Source organism: Streptomyces atriruber, assembly GCF_001418325.1.
Lineage (GTDB): Bacteria > Actinomycetota > Actinomycetes > Streptomycetales > Streptomycetaceae > Streptomyces > Streptomyces atriruber.
In genome coordinates, this window is sequence record NZ_LIPN01000109.1 from 1 (window position 1) to 23,936 (window position 23,936).

General features: G+C 71.6%; 8 protein-coding genes. 3 read left to right on the forward strand and 5 right to left on the reverse strand.

The window, feature by feature from the left end; all coding sequences use genetic code 11:
* Positions 1-257: 257 nt before the first annotated feature.
* From AOK03_RS12960 to AOK03_RS12975, 4 genes are all read right to left on the reverse strand, one after another.
* A complete protein-coding gene (locus AOK03_RS12960; RefSeq protein WP_208609537.1) occupies positions 258-1,940 on the reverse strand; it encodes an ABC transporter family substrate-binding protein in 1,683 nt (560 codons plus the stop codon).
* 74 nt (positions 1,941-2,014) lie between these two features.
* Positions 2,015-4,132, reverse strand: coding sequence for a dipeptide ABC transporter ATP-binding protein (locus AOK03_RS12965; RefSeq protein WP_055565376.1), 2,118 nt, complete (start codon positions 4,130-4,132; stop codon positions 2,015-2,017).
* Positions 4,129-5,049: an ABC transporter permease gene (locus AOK03_RS12970; protein ID WP_055565377.1), complete on the reverse strand. Its 921-nt coding sequence runs from the start codon at positions 5,047-5,049 to the stop codon at positions 4,129-4,131. The genes AOK03_RS12965 and AOK03_RS12970 overlap by 4 nt, the downstream gene beginning before the upstream one ends.
* A gap of 1 nt (position 5,050) precedes the next feature.
* Positions 5,051-6,019, reverse strand: coding sequence for an ABC transporter permease (locus AOK03_RS12975; RefSeq protein ID WP_055565378.1), 969 nt, complete (start codon positions 6,017-6,019; stop codon positions 5,051-5,053).
* A 676-nt stretch (positions 6,020-6,695) separates the two neighbouring features.
* Between AOK03_RS12975 and AOK03_RS12980 the strand changes: the two genes are divergently transcribed.
* The 3 genes from AOK03_RS12980 (at position 6,696) to AOK03_RS12990 (ending at position 23,093) form a co-directional block, all read left to right on the forward strand.
* Positions 6,696-9,011, forward strand: coding sequence for a glycosyl hydrolase family 18 protein (locus AOK03_RS12980; RefSeq protein ID WP_079074685.1), 2,316 nt, complete (start codon positions 6,696-6,698; stop codon positions 9,009-9,011).
* Positions 9,012-9,257: 246 nt separating this feature from the next.
* A complete protein-coding gene (locus AOK03_RS12985) occupies positions 9,258-16,397 on the forward strand; it encodes a toxin TcdB middle/N-terminal domain-containing protein (RefSeq protein WP_157868933.1) in 7,140 nt (2,379 codons plus the stop codon).
* A gap of 90 nt (positions 16,398-16,487) precedes the next feature.
* Entirely contained in the window at positions 16,488-23,093 is a 6,606-nt protein-coding gene (locus AOK03_RS12990; protein WP_055565380.1) for a Tc toxin subunit A-related protein, read from the forward strand.
* Between the two features lie 202 nt (positions 23,094-23,295).
* Here AOK03_RS12990 and AOK03_RS12995 read toward each other — a convergent pair whose 3' ends face one another.
* A complete protein-coding gene (locus AOK03_RS12995) occupies positions 23,296-23,877 on the reverse strand; it encodes a TetR/AcrR family transcriptional regulator (RefSeq protein ID WP_055565381.1) in 582 nt (193 codons plus the stop codon).
* Positions 23,878-23,936 lie beyond the last annotated feature (59 nt).

The window sequence follows — 23,936 nt, forward strand, 5'->3', positions numbered from 1 at the left end:
ATGCCGTTGCGGGGGCGGCCCTGCGCGCCCACCTCACCTCCGCGTATCCGGGCCGCCCCCGCAACGGCATCTGGACGCCTTCCTGGACCCGGCCCGCGCAACCCGAAGACGGATGACGGCTCCGCCCCGAATTCCCACGTCCGCGTTCCGCCCCGGGAGATCCGGGACGGAACGCACGGGCGGGGAGTCAACGTATGGGTCGCACAGAGCAGTCACACGCCCTTGTACATGCGCACCTCGGGCAGCGCGCCCGCGGGCTACTTCTCCCAGCCCACCGTCTCCGGCAGCGGGTTGTGGAACATGGTCGCGCCCACGTTGGCCAGGCCCTTCTTGACGCTGTACGTCGACGGGCCGCTGTACATGGGGAGCCGGGCGTAGTTCTGGAGGGCCTTCCGCTCGACCTTGTTCGCCGCCGCTGTCTGCTGGTCCAGGTCGGCGATGTCCCCCGTCGCGCGGATTTCCTTGTCCAGTGCGGGGGACCCGGCGGCCGTGAGGTTGGATTCACGGTCCGAGCAGTAGATCTCGCACAGGGAGCGGGCCCCGAAGGGATCCATGGAGCGGTTGCCCGAGAGGAACAGGTCGAACTTCCGCTCGCTGAGGATGGTGGAGAAGTCCGCGTCGTCGGCCTTCTTGATGACGAGCCGTACACCGACCGGCTTCAGCATCGCGGTGAGGGCGCCGGCGGTGGCCTTGCCCAGCGGGTCGTCGCCCATGAGCGTGTAACCGACCTCTAGCTTCTTTCCGCCCTTCTCCCGGACCCCGTCGCTCCCGGGCTTCCAGCCCGCCGCGTCGAGCTCCTTCTTCGCCTGGTCGGGCCCGTACTTCAGGACGGCCGAGACGTTGTCCTCGTACCCCTTCTGGAAGCTGTAGAGCAGGCCGGAGCCGGGCAGCGGCTCCTGGTAGTCCAGGCCCTGGAACTGGATCTTCGCGATCTGGCTGCGGTCGATGCTCTCCTGGATGGCCTTGCGCACCGCCTTGTCCCGGAGGACGGAGGACTTGGTGTTGAAGTTGAGCGAGTACACGAACGGGCTGCCGCCGCTGCGGATCTCGGTGCCCTTGAGCCCCTTCACCTGCTTCAGGCTCTCGGCGTCGACCGCGGAGACGTAGTCGAGCTGACCGTTCTTGAAGGCGTTGATGGCCGCGGTCGACTCCAGGTTCACGTAGACGCGCTTGTCGAGCTTGCCCTTCTTGCCCCACCACTTCGGGTTGCGGACGAAGGTGATGTTGCCCGAGTGGGTGTCCCACTTGCCGACCGTGTACGGGCCCGCACCCCACTCGGGGTGCGCCTTCTTCACGTACGCCTTGTTGAAGTTGTCGACCTTCGCGGCCTTCGGGTGCAGGAACGTGGAGAACAGAGTCGGCCAGGAGGGGTAGACGCCCTTGAAGGTGATGACGGCCTGCTTGTCGTCCTTGCCCCGCGCGACATCGGTGATCTGCTCGTAGCCGTCCGTGGCCGAGGCCGCGTAGTCCTTTTCGGAGCCGTTGTTGGCCTTCCAGGTGGCCTTGATCGCGGTCCAGTCGATGGGCGTGCCGTCGTTGAAGGCGGCCTTCTTGTTGATCGTCAGGACGACCTTCTGGTTGCCGCCCTCGACGGACACCTTCACATCGCTGAAGTAGTCCGGGTTGTACCGCACTTCGCCGGTCGGCGAGTAGGTGATCGCGTTCGCGTTGTACCAGGCCCACACCCGGGTCGCCGTGAGAGTGTGGTTGACGTTGAACGGGTTGCCCTGCTCGTCGAACGTCCCCGCGGTCGTATAGGTCCCGCCGTCCTTGAGCTTGTCGTACGCCGTCGGGTTGTAGTCGGCGGCTCCCGAAGCGGCGGACGGGGCGTTCTTGGCGTCCGGGCCCACGCCGCCGTCACCGGACGAGGACTGGCACGCGGTGGCGGTGACGGAGATGGCTGCTATGAGGGCGACGGGCAGGGCCAGTCTTGCGCGCATGGGAGAGCGTCCTTGTGTCGAAGGTGTGGCTTGGCGTGGGTGGTTGGTCGTCTGGGGCCGGTACCGCGCGCGTGTTACGCGGCGTGGCAGGCGTACTCGTGGGACTGCCGTCCCGGCACCGATCGGGGTGCGGGGCGCTCCGTGCGGCAGCGCTCCCGGACGTCGGCGTCGGCGAGGCGGTACAGGGGGCAGCGGTCGATGAACACGCAGCCGCTCGGCAGGTTCGTGGCGCCCGGCTGCTCGCCCGTCAGGACGATCCGTTCGCGGGTGCGTTCGCGCTCGGGGTCGGGGATGGGGATCGCCGACAGCAGTGCCCGGGTGTAGGGGTGCTTGGGATCGGAGAAGAGGGTCTCGGTGTCGCCGGTCTCCACGATGTGCCCCAGGTACATCACCGCGATGCGGTCGCAGATGTAGCGGACCACGGCGAGATCGTGGGCGACCATGAGATAGGCGAGTCCCAGCTCACGCTTGAGGCGGCCGAGGAGATTGATCACCCCGGCCTGCACCGAGACGTCCAGGGCGGAGAGCGGCTCGTCGAGGGCGAGCAGCTTCGGGTCCGTGGCCAGGGCGCGGGCGATGCCGATGCGTTGGCGCTGGCCTCCCGAGAGCGCGGCGGGGAAGCGGTCGCTCACCGAGGCGTCGAGGCCGACGAGCGTCAGCAGTTCGTGGACGCGGGAGCGGATCGCTTCGCGGTCACGGCCGATGGCCCGCAGGGGTTCGGCGAGCAGCTGGTGGACGGGAAGGCGCGGGTCCAGGGCGCCCAACGGGTCCTGCATGACGATCTGCACGTCGTGCCGCAGGGTGCGCCCACGCCCACCGGAACCGGCCGGATCGCCGTCGGCAGCGGTGGTACTCGCGCCCGCGCCGACCTCCCTGCCCGCGATCTCGATCAGGCCGCCCTCCGGCCTTCGCAGCCGCAGGATCTCCATCAGCGTCGTCGTCTTGCCGCTGCCCGACTCGCCCACCAGGCCCAGCGTCTCGCCGGTGCGCAGCTCGAAGCTGACCTCGTTGACCGCGTGCAGCGTGCCGACCCGGCGCTTGACGAACGCGCCCTTGGTGACGGGGAACGTCTTGACCAGGTCCTCCACACGCAGCACCACATCGCCGCCCTCGGCGCGCCCCGTGCCCGCGGCACCGTCGACGGGCGCGATGCCCCCGGTGGGATCCAGAGTGCCGTCGGCGATCTCGGCCGCGCGCAGGCAGGCCACGTCCCCGTGCCCCGTGACCTCGCGCAGCTCCGGTTCCTCGGAGCGGCACGCGTCGAGTGCGACGGCGCACCGGCTCGCGAAGGGGCAGCCGTCGGGCAGGCTCGACAGGGCGGGCGGTTCTCCGCCGATCGGGACGAGGGGGCGGCGGACGCCGCCGTCCACGGTCGGCACCGCGGCCAGGAGCCGTGCGGTGTACGGCATCGTCGGCCTGCGGAACAGCGCGTGCACGTCCGTCTTCTCCACGAGGCGGCCCGCGTACATGACGGCGACGTCGTCGGCGTGGCCTGCCACGACGCCGAGGTCGTGGGTGATCAGGACGAGGCCCGCGCCGGTCTCCCGCTGGGCGAGGCGCAGTACGTCGAGGATCTGCGCCTGCACGGTGACGTCGAGCGCGGTGGTCGGTTCGTCGGCGACCAGCACCCGGGGCCGGTTGGCGATCGCCAGGGCGATGACCACGCGCTGGCGCATGCCGCCGGAGAACTCGTGGGGGAAGGCCGAGGCCCGGTTGCGGGGATCGGGGATGCCGACGAGGTCGAGGAGTTCGACGGCCTGCTCCCAGGCCGCCTTCTTGGACAGGTCCTGGTGGACCCGCAGCGCGTCGGAGAGGAGTCTGCCCACGGAGAAGATGGGCGTGAGCGCGGACAGCGGGTCCTGGAAGACCATGCCGATGGACTTGCCGCGTACCCGCGACAGCGCCCGGTCGTCGAGGCCGATCAGGTTCTGACCGCCGAGCAGGACCTGGCCGTGCAGCTCGGCGGTGGGCGGCAGCAGGCCCATGAGGCCCAGCGCGGTGGCCGACTTGCCCGAGCCGGACTCGCCGACGATGCCGAGGGTCCGGCCCGGCAGCAGGTCGAAGCTGACGCCGCGCACGGCCTCGACGGGCCCGGCCTCGGAGGGGAAGGAGATCCGCAGGTCCCGTACGGAGAGCACGGGGGTGGTGGCGGTGGGGGAGACCCCGTCGCGCAGGGGGGTGGTGAGTGTCATCGTCGGCCTCCCGCCGCGCCGGTCACTGAGGTGGGGTCGAGGGCGTCGCGCAGCCCGTCGCCGATGAAGGTCATCGACACGGTGAGCAGGACGACGAGGCCTGCGGGAAAGGCGAAGAGCCAGGGGGCACTGGTGACGGTGTTCATCCCGTCGGCGAGCATGGTGCCGAGGGAGACGTCCGGGGGCTGGACGCCGAACCCGAGGAATGACAGGGCGGTTTCGCTGAGCACGGTCGCGACGACGCCGAGCGTCAGGTTGACGATGAGCAGGGAGCCGAGGTTGGGAATGATGTGGCGCAGGATGATGCGCAGCGGGCGGACGCCCATGAACTCCGCCGCCGTCACGTAGCCCCGTTCGCGCAGCGAGGTCGAGACGGACCAGATGACCCGGGCGGTGGACATCCAGCCGAACAGGGTCAGCACGAGGATGAGGGCGCGCCAGTCACCGGCCAGCCGGTTGGAGACCAGGGCGAGGATGAGGAACGAGGGGACGATCAGCAGGAAGTGGATGACGGCGAGCGTCAGCCTCTCCACCCGCCCGCCGAAGTACGCGGCGCTCGAACCGATGACCGCTGCGACGACGATCGTCAGGACGGACACGCTCACGGCGATCACCAGCGAGCGCTGCAGTCCGTGCACCGCACTGGCGTAGATGTCGTTGCCGCCCTGGTTGGTGCCGAACCAGTGCGTGCCGCTCGGCGGCCGGGTGAGGGCGGTGAAGTCGGCGTCGGTGTGGGTGTAGGGCGTGAACAGGCCGCCGAAGACGCTGAACAGCACGAGCAGCGCGAAGATCACGACACCGGCGACGGCGAGGCGGTTGCGCAGGAAGCGTCGCAGGTAGAGCCGGCCGCGGCCGAGGTCCCTGCGCGGCCGGACCGTTTCGGTACTGGGCCGGACCGTGTCGGTAGCTGTCGCCATGTCAGTTCACCCGCACTCTCGGATCGAGGAAGACCGTGGCGATGTCCGCGAGGATCGCGCCGATCGCGGTGAGCACCGCGGCGAACGCGGCCGTCGCGACCGTGCCGTGCACGTCGTTCTTGCTGATCGTCTGGAGGAAGTAGCGGCCCATGCCGTTCCAGCCGAAGATCGTCTCGGTGATGACGGCCCCCGTGAAGACGGCGGGCACGCTGAACGCCACGGAGGCCGCCGTCGGGATCAGCGCGGCGCGCAGTGCGTGTCGGCGGACGGCCTGGCCGCGGGTGAGGCCGGTGGCCTGGGCCGTGCGCACGAAGTCGGCGTGGATCGTGTCGAGCAGCAGGGAACGCTGTGTCAGGTGGTAGCCCACGTAGCCCATCAGGGTCAGGGTGAGGGTCGGCAGGATCAGATGGAGGAGGCGGTCGCCGATCGTCGGGAGCAGTCCCTCGACGTCGGGGGAGTTCTCCCCGGCGACGTAGAGGAAGTCGAACCCGGCGTGCTGGTTGAGCCAGATGGCGACGAAGACCACGGCGAGCGCCGCGACGGGCGTCGGCACGTTGAACATCGCGACGGATATCGCCTGCGTGACACGGTCCGCCGGGCCGTACTGGCGCGCGGCGGTGTAGACGGCGAGCGCCACACCGATCACGACGGACAGCACGGTCGCCGTGACGACCAACTCGGCGCTGACGAGCGCGCGGTAGCCCACCTCGCCGTTGACGGAGACACCGGTGGGTGACCTGCCCCAGTCGAAGTCGAGCGTCACCGAGGTGAGCCAGTTCCACCACCGCTGCACCAGGGGCATGCCGGGGTCGAGGTTGTACGGGGCGAGGGCGCGGGAGATCTGCGCCTCGCTGCGGACGGGCCGCAGCTCCTTGAAGTTCGATCGCGGGTCGAGGAAGTAACTGGCCAGGAAGTACGTCGCGTTGGTCGCGACCACGATCATCAGAAGCCAGCCGCCCGCCTTGCGCATCACATGGCGCACGGTGCGGACCGCCCCCTCACCACACACGTGGGACGCGCCGGGACGGCGCCGGACAGACAGATCGAGTGCATGTGTGGTGGAGCTTTCTGCGGGCGTACGAGGACGGAACGGAACAAGGGGGCCACGAAGGGGCGAATGTCAGCTTGGTCCGTACTTGGCGGCCGCACCAGGTTTCGGCCGGTTGTGCCACGAGGTCGCAATGTTGCCGCAGGGGTCGCAATGTTGCCGTAACGACCGCAATGCCGCCGTAGCGAAACGATCTCTGTCGTGGCGCGAACCGGCCCCTCGACGGCATGACTCCTCGACCCGGCGACGAGCGGCCGGTCGCGTCAAGGTGAGGCAAAATCTCACCGAGTTGGTCCAGTCCTTTGCGGACTCGGGAGCGAGGCAGAGGGGCCCGGCCCCGTGAATTGGTACGCCCGGGAGCCCTCCCACCCGCGTTGACATGCTCACGAGGGGTGGTTCCCTGAGAGGTCTGTACCGCAGGAAGCGCGTCCGACCCCTGTCCCATCGGACCCGTTCCCGCATCCGCCACTGCCCTCGTGCGCCCCGGCAGTGGCGGACACACGGACGCGAACCGAAGGAGAGCCTCCCGACAAGCCCCGGCACCCCGGCCTCGGCAGGCCCGGCACGGACGGACGCCTCACCTCCCCCAAGGAGAGCCGTGTCCCCACTCAGACCCGCAGCCAGACCCCACGGGGTTCTGGCCCACCCCCGACGCCTCATCGCCGTCATCGCCGTGCTCGCACTGGCGCTGGCCGGACTCACCGCACTCGCCGCCCCCGCCGTCGCGGCCGCCAAGCTCACCGCCACCTTCGTCAGTGAGGGCAGCGGCTCGTCCTGGACCGGCAAGTTCGTCGTGAAGAACAGCGGCGACACCGCCGTGGACACCTGGTCCCTGGAGTTCGACCTGCCCGACGGCGTCACCATCGGCGACCACACCCACGGCACCGCCGAGGTCAAGGGCAAGCACGTGACCGTGACGCCCGCGTACTACAACGCCCGCGTCCCGGCGGGCCGTGACACCGAGCCGTACAGCTACACCTTCCGTGGCAGCGGCCAGCTCAAGCCCCCGACCGGCTGCCTCATCAACGGCGACAAGTGCGACGGCACCGCGGCCGTGCCGCCGAAGGCCCCCACCGGGGTGAGCGTCGCCGACGCCACCGCCCGCACGGTCGGCCTGAAGTGGACGGCGGCCGCCCAGGGCGACTTCCCCGTCGCGTCGTACGAGGTGCTGCGCGGCACCACCGTCGTGGCGGCCAGCGCCACCACCCAGGCCACGGTGCGCGGCCTGGAACCGGCGACCGCCTACCAGTTCACCGTCCGGGCCAAGGACTCGCGCGGCAACACGGGCGAGGCCAGCGCCCCCGTCACCGCGACCACCGTGGACCCGGCGACCGACACCGTGCCGCCCACCGCACCCCGCAACCTCCGCTCCAGTGACGTCACTTCGAGCACCGTGAAGCTCGCCTGGGACGCGGCCACCGACAACCAGCGCGTCGCCGCGTACGACGTCTACCGCGGCACGACCCTCGTGGAGAGCCTGCCCGCCGGCACCCTCACCAGCACCGTCACCGGACTCACGCCCGACACGGAGTACTCCTTCACCGTCAAGGCGCGGGACGCGGCCGACAACGCGTCGCCCGCGAGCAACACCCTGTCCGTCACCACCAAGGAGCCCGTCGGCCAGGGCGGCTACGCCAAGGTCGGCTACTTCGTGCAGTGGGGCATCTACGGGCGGCAGTACTTCGTGCGGGACCTGGAGACGTCCGGCGCCGCGGGCAAGCTCGACGTCATCAACTACGCCTTCGCCAACATCGACCCCAAGAACCTCACCTGCCTCAACGGCGTCGTCAAGGGCACCACGCAGAACCCCCAGGACCCCAACCAGGGCGACGGGGCCGGGGACGCCGAGGCCGACTACGGCCGGGCCTTCCCCGCCGGGCAGTCCGTGGACGGCGTCGCCGACGACGGCTGGGGCAAGCTGCGCGGCAACTTCAACCAGCTGAAGAAGCTCAAGGCCAAGCACCCGAACCTCAAGGTGGTCGTCTCGCTCGGCGGCTGGACCTACTCCAAGTACTTCTCCGACGTCGCCAAGACGGACGCCTCACGGCAGAAGTTCGTGAAGTCCTGCATCGACATGTACATCAAGGGCAATTTGCCCGCCTACAACGGCGCAGGCGGTGACGGCGTCGCCGCCGGGATCTTCGACGGCTTCGACCTCGACTGGGAGTGGCCTGGCTCGCCGGACGGGCACCCCGGCAACCACTGGAGCACCGACGACAAGGCCAACAACACCGCCCTGATCGCCGAGTTCCGCAAGCAGCTCGACGCGCTCGGCGGCAGCCACCGGCTGCTCACCGCCTTCACCCCGGCCGACGCCAAGAAGATCAACGACGGCTGGGACCTCAAGGAGGTCTTCAAGTACCTGGACTTCGGCAACGTCCAGGGCTACGACTTCCACGGCGCGGGCAGCGACAACTCCTGGGAGCCCAACAGAACCGGTCACCAGGCCAACCTGTACAAGGACGCACAGAGCCCGTACCCCACCGACTTCAGCATCGACGACGCCGTGAAGGTGTACACCGACCAGGGCATCAAGCCGCGCAAGCTGACCATCGGCTTCCCGTTCTACGGGCGCGGCTGGCAGCAGGTCGCCGACGGGAACGCGCACGGCGAGTGGCAGAGCGCCAACGGGGCCGCGCCGGGCCAGTTCCAGGAGGAGGCGGGCACCCGCGGCTACGACAACCTCGTCGCCGCCTTCCCGAACCTGACCGTCTACCACGACGAGCAGTCCGTCTCCACGTACGGATACACCGGCGCGAACGGCCAGTGGTGGTCCTTCGACGACGCCTGGTCCATCGAGAAGAAGACCCAGTACATCAAGTCCAAGGGCCTCCTCGGCGGCATGATCTGGGAGATGTCCGGAGACACCTCGAACAACGTCTTGTTCAACGCGCTGGATCGCGGCCTGAAGTAGCCACCGCGGTCTGAAGGAGCCGGCGCGCACATCAGCGGGGCCGGGCCGCTTCGGAGCCCCCTTCGAAGCGGCCCGGAGGCCGGCCCCCTGTCTGTGCGCCGATTCGTCTACGCCTTCGTTCCGAGACGGCTAGCGCTTCTGTCGGGCCGGGGTACGACTTCTGCGGCCCGGCGTTGTTGGCCCACCCCCCTTCTGAAACCGTGAGCGGTACGCCGGACGCCCCGGTTGCCGGCGCGAGGGGTGATCATGGCCGATTCCGCAGCCCGCCCAGTGCTCTCGCTCCCCCAAGGGGGCGGTGCCGTCCGCGGCATGGGGGAGACCTTCCTGACGGACCTGCACACCGGGACCGCGCGGGCCACCGTCCCCGTCGAACTGCCCCCGGGACGTGCCGGGCTGCAGCCGGACCTCACCCTCGCCTACGACTCCGCGGCGGGCGACGGCGCCTTCGGGCTCGGCTGGGCGCCACGTCTGCCCGGCGTGCATCGGGAGACGGCGCACGGAGTGCCGCGGTACGACGGATCCGACCGGTTCGTCCTGTCCGGGGCCGAGCGGCTGGTCCGGGTGCCGGGCGCGGTCGCGGGCACCGAACGCTACCGGCCCGCCTCCGAGGGCATGTTCGCGCGGATCGTGCGCCACCGCGAGACGGACGACGGGCGCCCCGCGGACTACTGGGAGGCCTGGTCGCGCGACGGACTGCGCAGCCGGTACGGATCCGTGCCCCCGCCGGATGCCGACCGGGAGTGGCGCGATCCCGCGGCCCTCTGCGAGCCGGGCGCCCCCTGGCGGATCGCCGCGTGGCGGCTGAGCGAGACCGTGGACCCCTGGGGCAACCGCATCGAGTACCGCTATGAGCGTGACGCCGGGGCGGCCGACCACGACCAGCTCTATCTGACCGAGGTCCGCTACGTCGACGACGCTCCGCCCGACGGCAGTACCGACCGGCGCTTCCTGGTGACCGTCGCGCTGGCCTACGAGCCGCGGCCGCACGCCCTCTCCGACCGGAGGAGCGGCTTCGAGATCCGCACCACGCGCCGGTGCGTGGCCTTGTCCACCTGGATCCACCACACCGGGTCGCCCGTGCGGACCCGCACCGTGCACCTGTCCTACACCGCGGCCACCGGCAACGCCGCGTCCCTGCTGACACGCGTGAGGACCGAGGCGTACGACGGGGAGCGGACCGAGAGCCTGCCGCCGCTGGACTTCTCGTACAGCGCCTTCACCCCGGCCGCGCGGCGCCGCGTGCCCGTCACCGGAACACTGCCCGAGACCGCGCTGTCGGCGCCGGACCTGGAGCTGGTGGACCTGTTCGGGGACGGGCTGCCCTCGGCGTTGCGCGTCAACGGCACGGTCCGCTACTGGCGCAACCTGGGCGAAGGCCGTTTCGCCCCGCCCCGGACCATGCCCGAGGCGCCGTCGGGTCTGGTGCTCGGCCGTGGCGGGGTCCGCCTCGCCGACATGACCGGCGACGGCCGCGCGGATCTGCTCGTGCTCGACGGGGGACGGGCGGAGTACTTCCCGCTCGGCTTCGACGGCCGGTTCGCCGAGGGCGCCCGGGTCGCCTACCGGAGCGCGCCCGCACTCGACCTCGACGATCCGGACGTGCGGCTGCTCGACCTCGACGGCGACGGGTCCACCGACGCGCTGCGCACCACGACGGGCTGGGAGCTCTACTACGCCGACCGTGCCGCCACGACCTGGACGTCGTCCCGGATCCCCGGCTCCGGAGCTCCGCCGGTCCGCCTCGGCGATCCGGGCGTGCGGCTCGCCGACATGACCGGTGACGGGCTGACCGACATCGTGCGGATCCGCTCCGGGCAGGTGACGTACTGGCCGCATGCGGGCGCCGGGCGGTGGGGAGCGCCGGTGGTCATGCGCGACAGCCCGCGGTTCGGCGGCCGACTCGCCGACGCCGAGGGCGACTTCGACCCGGCGCGCCTGCTGATCGGCGACGTCGACGGCGACGGGCGCGCGGATCTGGTGTACGTCGCGGACGGCAGCATCACCGTGTGGCTGAACCGCGGCGGTGCCGGGTTCGGACCGGGCACGACGGTCCGCGGGACACCGGCGTCCCGGGGCGACGGGGCCGTCCGGCTCACCGATCTGCTCGGCACCGGCGTCGCGGGCGTGCTGTGGACCGAGGACGCGGGGCGGCGGAGCACGTCCGCGTACTCGTTCCTCGACCTGACCGGCGGGGTCAAGCCCTATCTCCTCACCGGGATCGACAACCACCGCGGCAGCCGCACCACGTTGCAGTACGCGCCCTCGACCCGGTACTGCAGCGCGGACCGTGCCGCCGGGCGGCCGTGGCGCACCACGCTGCCCTTCCCGGTCCAGGTGGTGGCGCGGACCGCGACCGTCGACACGTTCTCCGGCACCGAACTGGTCAGCGAGTACTCCTACCACCACGGGTACTGGGACGGCGCGGACCGGGAGCCGAGGGGCTTCGCCCGGGTCACCCAGCGGGACACGCTCTCCGACTCCGACGGCACGGCGCACTGGTCGCCGCCCACGGAGACCCGCACCTGGTTCCACATCGGTCCGGTGGGCCCGGGCACGGGCGGATGGACGGAGCTCCGGCTGGACGACGAGTTCTGGCCGCCCGATGGTGCATCCGACGAGACGTCGGAGCCGCCGGTCACGTACGAGCTCCCGGCCGGGCTGCCGCGCCGCGCTGCCCGGGAGGCGGTGCGTACGGTCCGCGGAAGCGTGCTGCGCAAGGAGGTGTACGTCCTGGACGACGACCCCGACCATGTCGCTCGCCCGCACACCGTCGAAACGCATCACTACCTGGTCACCGCGGTCGATGACGGGCGCGAGCCCGCGGAGTTCACGGCGGCCCCGGTCTTCTTCTCGCACCGGGTCCACCAGTCGACGACCCGGTGGGAACGCGGAGCCGACCCGATGCGCCGACTGAGCTGGACGGGCGGGTACGACGGGTACGGGCGCCCCGGGGTCCGGGTGGAGGCCGCGGTGCCGCGCGGCGCGGATCCCGCCGCCCCCTCCCCGCCCGGCGACCCGTACCTGGTCACCGTGGCGCGTACGACCTGGGCGACCCGTGACGACGCCGACCGCCACATGACGGACCGGGTCTGCCGGGAGTCCCGCCACCAGGTCGTGGACGACGCCACGCGGCCGCTGACCGGGGCCGCCGGGCTGGCCGCCGCGGCACTCGCAGGGACGGCGGCCGAGGAACTCCGCAGCTGCCGCGTGACGCGCTTCGACGGGGAGGCCTTCACCGGGCTGCCGTTCGGTGAGGTCGGCGACCACGGCGCGGCCACCTGCGTCGAGCAACTCGTGCACACGTGGCGGTCCCTGAGGGAGATATGGGACGAAGGCACCCCGGTCCCGCCGTATCTCGATCCGGCGGGACCGCCCTGGCCGGACGTGTATCCGCCGGAGTTCCGCGAGGCGCTCGCGCCGGGCGCGGGCTACCGGTACCGCGGCGGGGACGACGTACACCCCGAGGGCTGGTGGGCCTTCGGAGACCGGCGCCGGTACGGTCCGCGCGGCACGGTGCTCGCCGAGCGCGACCCGCTGGGCGCCGAGCAGACCCGCACCTATGACGCCCATGACCTCCTGCTCGTCGAGGCGTGTGATGCCGCCGGAATGCTCACCACCGCCGAACCCGACTACCGGGTGCTCCTCCCGAGACGCATCGTCGACCCCAACGGCAACCACACCCTGGCCGCCTACACCCCGCTGGGGCTGCTCGCCTCCGTCGCGGCGCTGGGCCGCCCGGGAGAGGAGAGCGGTGACACGCCCGACCAGCCGTCGGTGACGTTCACCTACGGTCTGGACGCCTACGACACGAGCCCGCAGGACCGCCGCCGCCCGCTGTGGGCGCGGACCGTGCGGCGCACGGAGCACCGGTGGGACATCGTGGCGCGCGAGCGGGCCCGGTGTGCGGACGAGGGTCTGCCACCGCCGGAACCGGACGACATCGACGAGCTGTTCAGGGACGAACGGGCGCGCTTCCCCGAGCGCTTCGTCACCAGGGTCGAGTACTTCGACGGCTTCGCGCGCTCCGTACAGACACGTGACCAGGCCGACGACGTCGTGGTGGACGACCTCGGCCTGCCCCCTGCGGCGGGCGCCGCCGCCCGCCCGGTGGCGCTGCGGCGCGCCGGAGCCGCGGATCCCGTGCGCGTCACGGTGAGCGGCGGGCAGACGTACGACAACAAGGGCCGGGTCGTCGAGCGGTACGAGCCGTACTTCGCGGCGGGCTGGGAGTACCTGCCGCCCGCCGACGAGGCGCCCGCGCATCCCTTGGCCAAGATCGTGACCCGCTACGACCCGCTCGGGGAGCCGGTGGGCGTGGCCCACCCGGACGGATCCGTCGAGACCTTCGTGCACGGCGTGCCGTCCGACCCGGCCGCGCCGGACGACGCGGCGCCCACCCCTTGGGAGCGCTGGGCGTGGGACCGCAACGACAACGCGGGCCGCTCCCATCCCGAGGACTCGGCGGACTGGTCCGGGCACTGGAACACGCCGGGCAGCGTACGGTTCGACGCTTTGGGCCGGGTCGTGCGCGCCGTCGAACGCCTCGACGGACGCGCTCTCGTCACGCGGACCACGTACGACATCGAGGGCAATGTCCTCGACATCGTGGACGCGGCCGGGCGTGCCGCCGCGAGCACCCGCTACGACCTGCTCGGCCGGGCCTGGCGTTCCTGGACGCACGACGGCGGCACGACCCGGCGGGTACTCGACCCCCTGGGTGACGTCGTCGAATCCCGTGATGCCAAGGGCGCGTTGGCCGTGATCACCTACGATGTGCTGCACCGGCCGGTGCGGCGCTGGGCGCGCGACGACGGTGACGCCGAGGACACAGCCTGCACGCTGCGCGAGGAGACCCACTACGGCGACGCCGAGGACGTCCGGCTCAACGCGCGGGGGAGGCCTTTCACCGTGTGGGACGAGGCGGGCAGGCTCCGGTACGCGCGCTACGACCTCGACGGGAACCTCCTGGAACTCGGGCGGCAGATGATCCGCTCCGACGCCCTGCTTGCCGGTCTGCCGACGGGCGACGGCGCGGACTGGTCGCGGGCGGGCTTCACCACCGACTGGTCCGTCCCCGGCCGCGAGGCCCTTCTCGATCCCGCCGTGTACACCACCGAGAGCCGCTACGACGCCCTCGGCCGCCGCACTCTCCTGGTCGGCCCTGCCGATGTCGACGGCCATCGGACCTCGATCGTGCCGAGCTACCACCCCGGCGGCGCACTCCGTACCGTGGCCGTGGACGGGGCGGTGTTCATACGGCAGTTGCTCCACGACGCCCGCGGGCAGCGCAGCCTCGCGGTGTTCGGCTGCGACGTGCTGTGCCGGTACGCCTACGACCCGGCCACCTTCCGCCTCGTCCGGCTGCGGAGCGAGCCCTGCGCCGGAGACCCGGACACCGGCTGGGCAGGGACGGGGGCGGTGCTGCAGGACAGCGCCTACCGCCACGACCTGATCGGCAACGTCCTGGCGGTCCTCGAACGCGCCCCCGGCAGTGGGGTACGGCCCGGCGACCCCGACGCCCTCGACCGGCACTTCTCGTACGACGCGCTGTACCGCCTGGTGCGCGCGACGGGCCGGGAGTGCGACGTGCCGCCCGCGCCGCCGCCCTGGCGCACCGGGTTCCGCTGCGGTGACCTCACCCGCGCCCGCCTCTGGACGCAGCGGTACGAATACGACGACGTGGGTGGACTCCTCACGATGCGGCACGAAGCGGGGGCGGCGACGGCCTGGCGGCGTACGTACACGACGCAGGACACGAACAACCGCCTGCTCGGCATCGCGCAGGGCCCGGACACGTGGGCGTACGCGTACGACGCGTCCGGCAACGTGGTGCGCGAGACGACATCGCGCCACCTGGGCCGGGACCACGCCGACCGCATGGTCACCTTCCGCGTCCAGCCCGAAGGGGCCGCGGCCCCCTCGCAGTTCGCCCAGTACCGGTACGACGCCACCGGTCGTCGCGTCTGCCGACTGCTGCGCAAACAGGACGGCCGCCACGAACTCACCGTCTACGTCTCGGACTTCTTCGAGAGCCTGGTCCTGACCGCCGCGTCCGGCGCGGAGACCCGTCATGACACGGTCCACGTCCTCGACGGAACCCGCCGCCTCGCCCAGCTCCGCCTCGGCCCACCGCCGCCCGACGAGACCACCCCCGCGGTCACCTACCACTTCGGCGACCACCTCGACAGCTGCGCCGTCGTCACCGACGACAAGGGCGCCCCGGTCGACCGGGAGGAGTTCACCCCGTACGGCGAAACGGCCTTCGGCGGCCACGCCCTCAAGCGCTACCGCTTCACGGGCAAGGAACGGGACACGGAGAGCGGGTACCAGTACCACGGGGCCCGGTACTACATGCCCTGGGCGGGGCGGTGGACGAGTCCGGACCCGGCGGGGTTCGTGGACGGGCCCGCCCTCTACTCGTACGCGCGGTGCAATCCGGTCGTCGGCACGGATCCGCACGGGACGGACACCCTCGCATCCAGCATTCAGCGCATCGAGAGCCCGGTGGGATGGTTCTTCGCGCAGACCGGATACGACCTGTGGAACGCCCTCTCGATGGGGACGCTCGGCAAGGTCGAGGCCCAGCAGAACCTCGGTACGTGGAAGGGCGTGGGCGACAGCGTCTGGACCGGAGCGCGCGCGTTCTCGAACTCGGCCTCCCTGGGCCTCCAGGACCGCATCTACAACGCCCAGATGACCCAGGGACCCGGTCTGTCGAGCGTGGCCTCGGGCGTGCTCGGGGCAGGGACGGATCTCCTTCCCGTCGCGGAGATCAGGACGTTGAGCGATCCCGGTGCGGGCAGCGCCGCGAAGTGGCAGGCCGGCGGAACGGCGCTGGCCAAGACTGCCGGTCTCGTGACGCTCGGTGCGGGCCTCACGGGGCGGAATCCGGTGCTCATCGGCGAGACGGGGACCGTCAAGCTCGCCTATCGGCCACCGACCCCCGAGGCTCCCCTGGGTCACAACGCCGTCGGGGTCAGTACCCGGGGCGGGACGAGGTGGTTCGACCGGGTGCAAGCAGATTCCGCCGGTATCCCATCCGGCGGCTCGGCCGTCTCGGGGCCCGGAGTGGTGCGCCAGTCCATCGGCTCCGCTCCGGGACCCGAGTACCTGACCAGTGAGGTGACCGTTCCGCTGGCGCGGGCGGAGGCGGCCCTGTCCGCTCTCCGGTCCGAGGTCGGCTCCGGAACCTTCAACCATCTGACCAACAACTGCCTGACGCTCGCCCGACAGGGGCTGGGGGCGGCGGGGGTGGCTCCCCCGATGTCCACGCCCGCCTCCGCCTTCTGGCTGTTCGACAAGCTGCCGTTCGCACCGCAGGGAGTGGCCACCGCCGGGGTCACCTTCGGCGTGGGCGCCGCAGTGCAACCCGCGCCCGCCCGATGAACCCGGCCAGGGGCGCTCCACGTTCCCCGGTGTCCCGCTGACCGGTCTCCGGTTGTCCGGTGATCCGGTCCGAGATCAGCAGGAGTTCCGATGTCCGACCTCCCAGTGCCCCGCCTCCCGATCGACGACGGTGACGGCCACCCCGAACCGGAGGCGAAGCTTTCGGTGAAGCTGGACGCGCCCGCGGGCGGCACCACCGTGTCGGGCGAACAGCCGGGATTCGCCGTGGAACTCACCGGGTCCGTCAGCTCCCAGCGGGTGACGGGCCTGTCGGTCGCGGTGCGCGTCGGCGGAATGCATTTCCCGGCGACACTGGGCTCGACGGTCGGGGCAGGCCGGACCTGGCGCTGCACGGTGCGCTTCTACACCCGCGGCACCGTGGAGGCCGTCGCCGAGGCGCATGCGGTGTCCAAGGTCGACGACAGCGTGATGGAGGCCTTCGCCGCACCGCGTACCTTCACCGTCACCCTCGCCTCGGCCGTGCCGGACATCGCCGTCGTGCAGCCCGCGACCGGCGACGTGACCGTCGGCGAGCAGGGTGAGCTGCTGGCGCTCGTGGCACGGACCAGCGAGGGGTTCGGGCCGCGCACCGTGACGTGGGAATGCGAGGGACGCAGCGGCGGCACCGTCCCTGAGCCGGGCCGGCCGGGCGAGGTCACAGGCCGGGTACCGCTCACCCCGCTGCCACTCGGCCCGCGCACGCTTACCGTCCGCTGCACGGACCCGGCACGGAACACCGCGGCCACCACCGTCACCGTCATGGCCCGCGACCGCACACCGCCCGTCCTCACCGTCAACGCCCCACGGCCGGGCCAGACCTTCGTCGCGGGGCCCGGCGGCCTCACCGTCACGGTGCGCGGGCAGACCTCGGACCGGCAGAGCGGCATGGCGGGCGGCGGCGTCGAGTGGTCCACCGACGGGGGAGCGCACTTCACCGCGGCCGTCACCGGCGACGACTGGGCGACGTGGCGTGCCGACGTGCCGCTGACCGACTTCGGCGCGTTCACCGTCGACATGCGGGCCAGGGACCGCGACGGCAACACCGTCACCTCGCGGCTGCCGCTCCAGGTCGTGGCCGACTACCACGCGCGGGACCTCGACGAGAGGCTGGACGCCCGCAACTACCTGGCGTCGCTGCTCGCCTTCGCCCGCGACCAGATACGCACCTCGGGCGACGCCCACGTGTCCTCGACCGATCTGCAGGGCGTCTTCCACCAGCGGTTCGGCACGCTCGGCCAGCCGCTCTCCCAGACGGGGGATGCCGGGGCCGCCCCGGTGAACCAGCTCCTCGTCGCCTGTGAGGTGCTGCGCGCCCACCGGGTGGCGGGCGCGGACCGGCTCCTCGCGGCGCACTGGAGCTTCGATGACGCGACCGTCGCGGGCGGCACGGTGGCCGACCTGTCCGGCGGCGGCCACGACGCGGTCGCCACGGGTGGCATCGTCCTCGAACCCGGTCGCGGCGGCGGTCGGGCGGTGCGCTTCGACGGCAGCACGAACCGGTTCCTCACCGTGGCGGACGGACCGGCCATCGGGACCGACGGTACGGACTTCACGGTTGCCTTCCACCTCCGCCTCGAACAGGGCTTCACCGGACAGTGGCGCTCCCTGCTGCACAAGGGAGCCGTCAACCAGGAGCGGACGTTCGCCCTCTGGTTCAACCCCGGTGACAACCGGCTGCACGCACGGATCAGCACGACGGCCGACTGGAACGAGGGCCTGGACACGACGGCGCAGGTGCCCGTCGGCCGGTGGGTGCACGTCGCCTATGTGAAGAGCGGCAACCAGCTCCGGCTCTACCTCGACGGCGCCCTCGACCGCTCCGTGACGCTCCAGGGCCGCTCCGTCGCGAACCAGGGCCCGCTGTACATCGGCAAGGACCCCTGGTACCGGGGCTTCGACGGACTCATCGACGACCTGCACCTCTTCCGCTTCGCCCTCGGCACCGAAGGCATCCGGGCCCTCGCCGCCGCGCCCGACCCGACAGCGCTCGCCGACGTGCTGGCCAGGGGCATGGCCGCCTTCGTGTGGGCCGCGTACGAGACGTTCCTGACCGGCATCAGCACCTCGTACGACGAACTGCGCCTCGCACGCGGCGCGGAACCCGCAGTGCGAGGCGCCCTGGCCGAGCGCCTCGGCATCCGACTCACGGACACCGCACCCGACGAGCTGACTCGCCTCACCCTCGATCCGGCCCACGCCGACGCGGCTCTGGTCGAAGAGCTCTTCGGGCTGCGCGACACCGATCCGGCCCGCAATCCGCTGCGTCCGTCCGCGCAGCCGCTCGTGGCGCAATGGCGCGAACGAGCCCGCACCCTGCGGTGGTTCGAGACCGACCACGCCCCGGAGCGGAGGGAGCGTGGCTTCGCGGTCCTCGTCGACCCCGACCTCATCGGCCCCGACGACCTCGCGGCCGACATCGTCGGCAACCCCGCCGCCGCACTCCTGACGGCACGGCGCGCGGAGGTGCGCGCCGTGCACGACATGCTGCGTTCGGCCCGTGAGACCGGTGGCGCGAGCGCCGCGGAGCAACTGACGGCGCTCCTCAAGGCAGGCCTGCCCGACGTCGATCTGGCGGCGATCGCCGCGGACCGGGACGCAGGTGTCGACATCGGCCCTGCCCTCGCCGCGATCCCGCTGTCCCAGGCAGCGTTCGCCGCGTTGCTGCACACCGTGCGGCTCGCGGAGGCCGACTCCGTCGTGCTCGCCGAGTGGGAGGACGCGTACGACATCCTCACCGCGGTCGGGAAGGCCCACGCGGTCGCCACCTGGCGGTCCGAGGAGACCATGATCAACCTCGGGCCCGACTTCTTCCGGGTCTCCGACTCGACCGTCCCGCTGCCGCGCTGGCGGGCGAGCCGGGCGGCCCGCGACGCCTGGCAGCGCCTGCTGCGCACCCGAGTCGAGGAACGTGAGGCGGCGGCTGAGGCCCACCGCCTCCTCGTCGCCGACGTGGCGGAGGCGACGCTGCCCATGTTGCGGGACGCTCTGGTGGCGGCCACCGCAGGCGAACGGGTAGCCGCCGACTGCGTGGAATGGCTCACCGTGCGACTGCAGCTGGACCTGCGGGCAGGCGGCACGCTGCTCACGACCCGGGTCGGTCAGGCGACGGAGACGCTGCAGAGTCTCCTGTTCGCCCTGCGCACCGGACGGCTGCCCGAGGGCCACCCGGCGGGCAGCTGGACTCTCGCGGACGAGACCGAGTTCGACAACGCCCTCAAGTGGATGTCCACACAGGGCGGTTGGCGTGCGGCGATGATGGCGTATCTCTATCCGGAGAACCTGCTGCGGCCCTCGCTGCTGCGGGAGGCGAGCGGGCCCCTCGCGGCGCTGCTGCGCGAGCTGCGGCTCCGCAGGCGTCTGACCCCCGAGGACGCCCGCAACCTCGCCGCGGACTACTTCGCCGCCCAGCTGCCTGCCGTCCACGCCGGCAGGCTTCCCCGACCGGAAGCCGCATGGGGCTTCGACGAAAGCTCCGGCGGCACGGCGAACGACCCTGCGGGCAACACGGGAACCCTGCGCGGACCGGAGTGGACCGCGGGTGCGATCGGCGGCGCCCTCTCCTTCGACGGCGTCGACGACCACGTCGCCGTGGCACGCACGGCCGCCCTGGCCGGGCTCGTCAACTCCTTCACCGTGTCCTTCTGGGCCGAGCCGCGCTCCCCGCACCAGGTCGACCCCGAGAGCGGCGACGGCACCACCGGGACCAGCGGACAGCGTTATGCCTACGGCCCGGCCCAGGGCGGCACGCTGTGGGGGCAGGGCCACGCCGGGTTCGGCGTGTCCGTCGGCACGAATGGCGTCAGCGTGTACGAGCACTCGGACAACTACATGCCCCCGGTGCTCGTGCACGAGGCCCCGATCCTCGGCTGGACCCACATCGCCGTCGTCTACGAAGACCGGCGCCCCCGCCTCTACGTCAACGGAACGCTCGTGCGCACCCGTTCGGCACAGAGCGCCATGACGTCGGTCCACGCCGCGCCCGACGGGCTCGGCGGCATGGGCTACGGCTTCTTCCACGGCCGACTCGACGACATCCGCGTCTTTCCCGCCGTGCTCTCCGGCGACCAGATCGAACTGCTCGCCTTCCGCCTCACCGACCGCCGCGACGACGCCGGACTCACCGCCGTCCGCCGGCTCGGCCGCCGCCTGCTCTCCCCGTACGTCACGGGGCGGCCGCCGCGGATCGGCCCCGAGGGCGCCGCGCTCGACGAAGTGTTCGCCTACGCCCCGATGGCGCTCGCGGTCAAACTCGGCGAAGCCGGGGAGTACCTGGCGGCCCTGGACTGGTGGCAGCACCTCTACGCCCACGACCTGCCGCCCGAACAGCGGCTGGTGCACTACGGCCTGACCCTGGAGCGCAACGATCCGCCGGACCTCGACCCCACGGGCGACTGGACCGCGGTCCTCGACCCGTTCCGGATCGCCCGTACACGGCCCAATCCGCTCACCCGCAGCGTGCTCCTGAACCTGGCGCGCTGCCGCGCCGAGTTCGCCGAGGCCAAGTTCGCCGAGGACTCCCCGGCCTCGGTCGCCGCGGCCCGTTCACTGTTCACCGATGCCCTCGATCTGCTCTCCCTGCCGGATCTGCAGCCCGCCGTGGACCCCGCGGCGGTGGAGCGGCCGCTGCCCAACCCGGCCGTCGAGGCACTGCGTTCCACGGTGACCTGCCAGCTGGCCAAGTTGCGCCAGGGCCGCAACATCGCGGGGCTGCCCCGCACGGACCCGCGCCAGGGCGACGAGGCGGACAGCGTGCGGCCGACGGCGTATCCGTACCGCACGCTGATCGAACGGACCCGGCAGTTCACCGCCCTGGCCCAGCAGGCGGAGGCCGCATACCTCGCCGCTCTGGAGAAGTACGACGCGGCGGCCTTCCGCCGCTTCGAGGCCGTGCAAGCCCTCGAACTGGCCCGTTCCGAGGTGGTGATCCAGGACTTGAAGGTGACCGAGGCGCGGCAGGCCGTGGCCGTGGCACAAGCCCAGCGGCGCCGGGCGGACGGCACCGCGGACGAGTACCGCAAGCTCATCGATGCGGGCCTCAACCAGTACGAGAAGAGCATGCTGGAGGGCTACTGGAAGACGAAGACGCTCCGGGACCTGCTCGGCACCCTGGACGCGAGCATCTCCATCGGGCAGTCCGCGTCCGGCGCGGTCCTGCCGTGGCAGTGGGCCATCGCGGGCGCCCTGTCCGCGCAGTTCACGGGACGCGCCGTGCTGGGCTCGTTCCTCAACGCCGCGGAGACCAGGCTCCAGTCCGACGCCCTCCTCGCCGACCACGCGCGACAGGTGCAGAACTGGCGACTGCAGACCTCTCTCGCCGCGCAGGACGCCCGGGTCGCCGACCAGCAGGTGTTGCTCGCCGTCGACCAGCGGGTCATTGCCGAACAGGAGGCGGACGCCGTCCGGCTCCGCGCCGACCAGGCCAGGGCCACGATCGACTTCCTCGACCGCGCGTTCACGGGACCCGAGCTGTACGAGTGGATGAGCGGCGTCCTGGCCGGGGTGTACCGGACCATGCTGCAACAGGCCACCGCCCTGGCACGGCTCGCGCAGGCGCAACTCGCCTTCGAACGCCAGGAGAAGTCGGCCGCCTTCGTCCTCGCCGACTACTGGCAGCCGCCCTCGGAGGGCGCCGCCCCGGAGCAGAGCGGCGTGTCCACGGACCGGCGTGGACTCACCGGCTCGGCACGGCTCCTGCAGGACGTGGCCCTGCTCGACGAGTACGCCTTCGAGACCGAACGCCGCAAGCTGAACGTCTCGCAGACGTTCTCGCTCGCGCAGCGGCTGCCCCTGGAGTTCGAACTGTTCCGGCACACCGGGACCTTGCGCTTCGCGACCCCGATGGACTGGTTCGACCGCGACTTCCCCGGCCACCATCTGCGGCTGATCAAACGTGTCTCCGTCTCCGTCGTCGGCCTCGTCCCGCCGGGCCGGGGCATCCGCGCCACCCTGACGTCCACGGGCATCTCCCGGGTCGTGGTCGCGGAGGGCACCCCTCGCGAAGTCGTGCTGCGCCGGGACCCCGAGCGCGTCGCGATCACCGCCACACAGTCCGCGACCGGGGTGTTCGAGCTCGACCCGCAGTCCGATCTCCTGCACCACGGCGAGGGGCAGGGCGTGGACACGGTGTGGGAGTTCAGGCTCCCACCCGCTGCCAATCCGTTCGACCGCGCGTCACTGGCCGATGTCCGCTTCACCGTCGACTACACCGCCCTGCACGACGACAACCATCGCGCACAGGTCGTCGAGCGCCTCAACCGCGACCGGATCGGTGGGGGAGACCGTGCGTTCAGTCTCCTGCGGGACTTCCCCGACCAGTGGTACGACCTGCACAACCCGCAGCCGCCGCAGGGAGGACGGCGGGTGCGCTTCACCCTCACCGAGGACGATCTCCCCTCGGGCCTCCAGCAGGTGACAGTGGCCCACATCGCCGTACTGCTGGTCACGGACCCCGCCCCTGAGCCCTTCGACATCACGGTGCGCCACGCCGACCGGGGCGGCCCGGCCCGTCCCGTCGGCGGCCTGGCCAGCACCCGCCGCGGCAACGCACCCGCATGGACATCGATCAGCGGGTCCACTCCGCTCGGCGAGTGGACCCTGACCCTGGCGGAGGAGGCGGCCGACCTGATCGACGGCGGAGCCTTGGACGACGTGCTCTTCGTGGTCGGCTATGAGGGCGTGACGCCGCTGTGGACCTGACGCACCCGCGGCTCGTCCCTCTTGGTCAGGGGGCCGGCTGCGCTCATCGACAGGGACGGGCGGTGGGCCGGCGGCATCACTGTGGCACTGACTGAAATTTCAGGCAATGGCTTGGAGGCGACGAAATCCACCGGACCGGCGCCTGAGCAGCTACCGGACCGGTGGCTGAGCAGCTACCGGAGTCGGCGTGGGGCGAGCGGGGTCACTTCTCCCGCAGCAGCGCGAGCTCGGCGTCGATGGCGCCGCGCATCAGGTCACGGGCGTGATCGATCTGGAGTCCGCCGCTGAGCCAGCGCATGCTGAGCCCTTCCAGGAGGGCGGTGAGCCGCTCGCCGGCCGCCGCCAGCGCGGGGGCCGGGGTCATCGGGCGCACCTTGCCGAGGAGGGCCGCCACCTCCTGCACCCACACCAGGGTCGCCCTGGCGAGGTCCTCGCGCAGCACCTCGTCGAAGACGGCGCTCGCCCGCAACTCGCCCCAGGCGGAGCTGTTCTCCCTGACCTCCGGGGTGTCCTGCAGTTCGAGGAGGAGGATCTCGTCCAGCTCCTCGCGGGGAGCCAGCGGCTCGGCGTCGGGGGCACGGCCGGTGGTGTAGCGCTCGGCCCGGTCGTTGATGAACTCGAGGGTGTGGCGCAGGATCCCGGTGCGATCCTTGAAGTGGTAGTAGATCAGCCCGGTCGAGACGCCCGCTTCGGCGGCGAGCTCCTCGACGCGCAGGCCGCGGACACCGCGGCGGGCGATCAGCCGTGCGGCCGCTTCGAGGATCTGAGTAGTGCGAGGCGCCATGGATCCAAACCCTACCGGGCCGGTCGGGGCCCGGTGATCTCGGCCGATGGCCGGGTGGG

What these genes read in the sequence shown, in the direction of transcription:
- AOK03_RS12960 (WP_208609537.1), bottom strand. Translation starts at nt 1,940, where the DNA reads ATGCGCGCAAGACTGGCCCTGCCCGTCGCCCTCATAGCAGCCATCTCC.
- AOK03_RS12965 (WP_055565376.1), bottom strand. Translation starts at nt 4,132, where the DNA reads ATGACACTCACCACCCCCCTGCGCGACGGGGTCTCCCCCACCGCCACC.
- AOK03_RS12970 (WP_055565377.1), bottom strand. Translation starts at nt 5,049, where the DNA reads ATGGCGACAGCTACCGACACGGTCCGGCCCAGTACCGAAACGGTCCGG.
- AOK03_RS12975 (WP_055565378.1), bottom strand. Translation starts at nt 6,019, where the DNA reads ATGCGCAAGGCGGGCGGCTGGCTTCTGATGATCGTGGTCGCGACCAAC.
- AOK03_RS12985 (WP_157868933.1), top strand. Translation starts at nt 9,258, where the DNA reads ATGGCCGATTCCGCAGCCCGCCCAGTGCTCTCGCTCCCCCAAGGGGGC.
- AOK03_RS12990 (WP_055565380.1), top strand. Translation starts at nt 16,488, where the DNA reads ATGTCCGACCTCCCAGTGCCCCGCCTCCCGATCGACGACGGTGACGGC.
- AOK03_RS12995 (WP_055565381.1), bottom strand. Translation starts at nt 23,877, where the DNA reads ATGGCGCCTCGCACTACTCAGATCCTCGAAGCGGCCGCACGGCTGATC.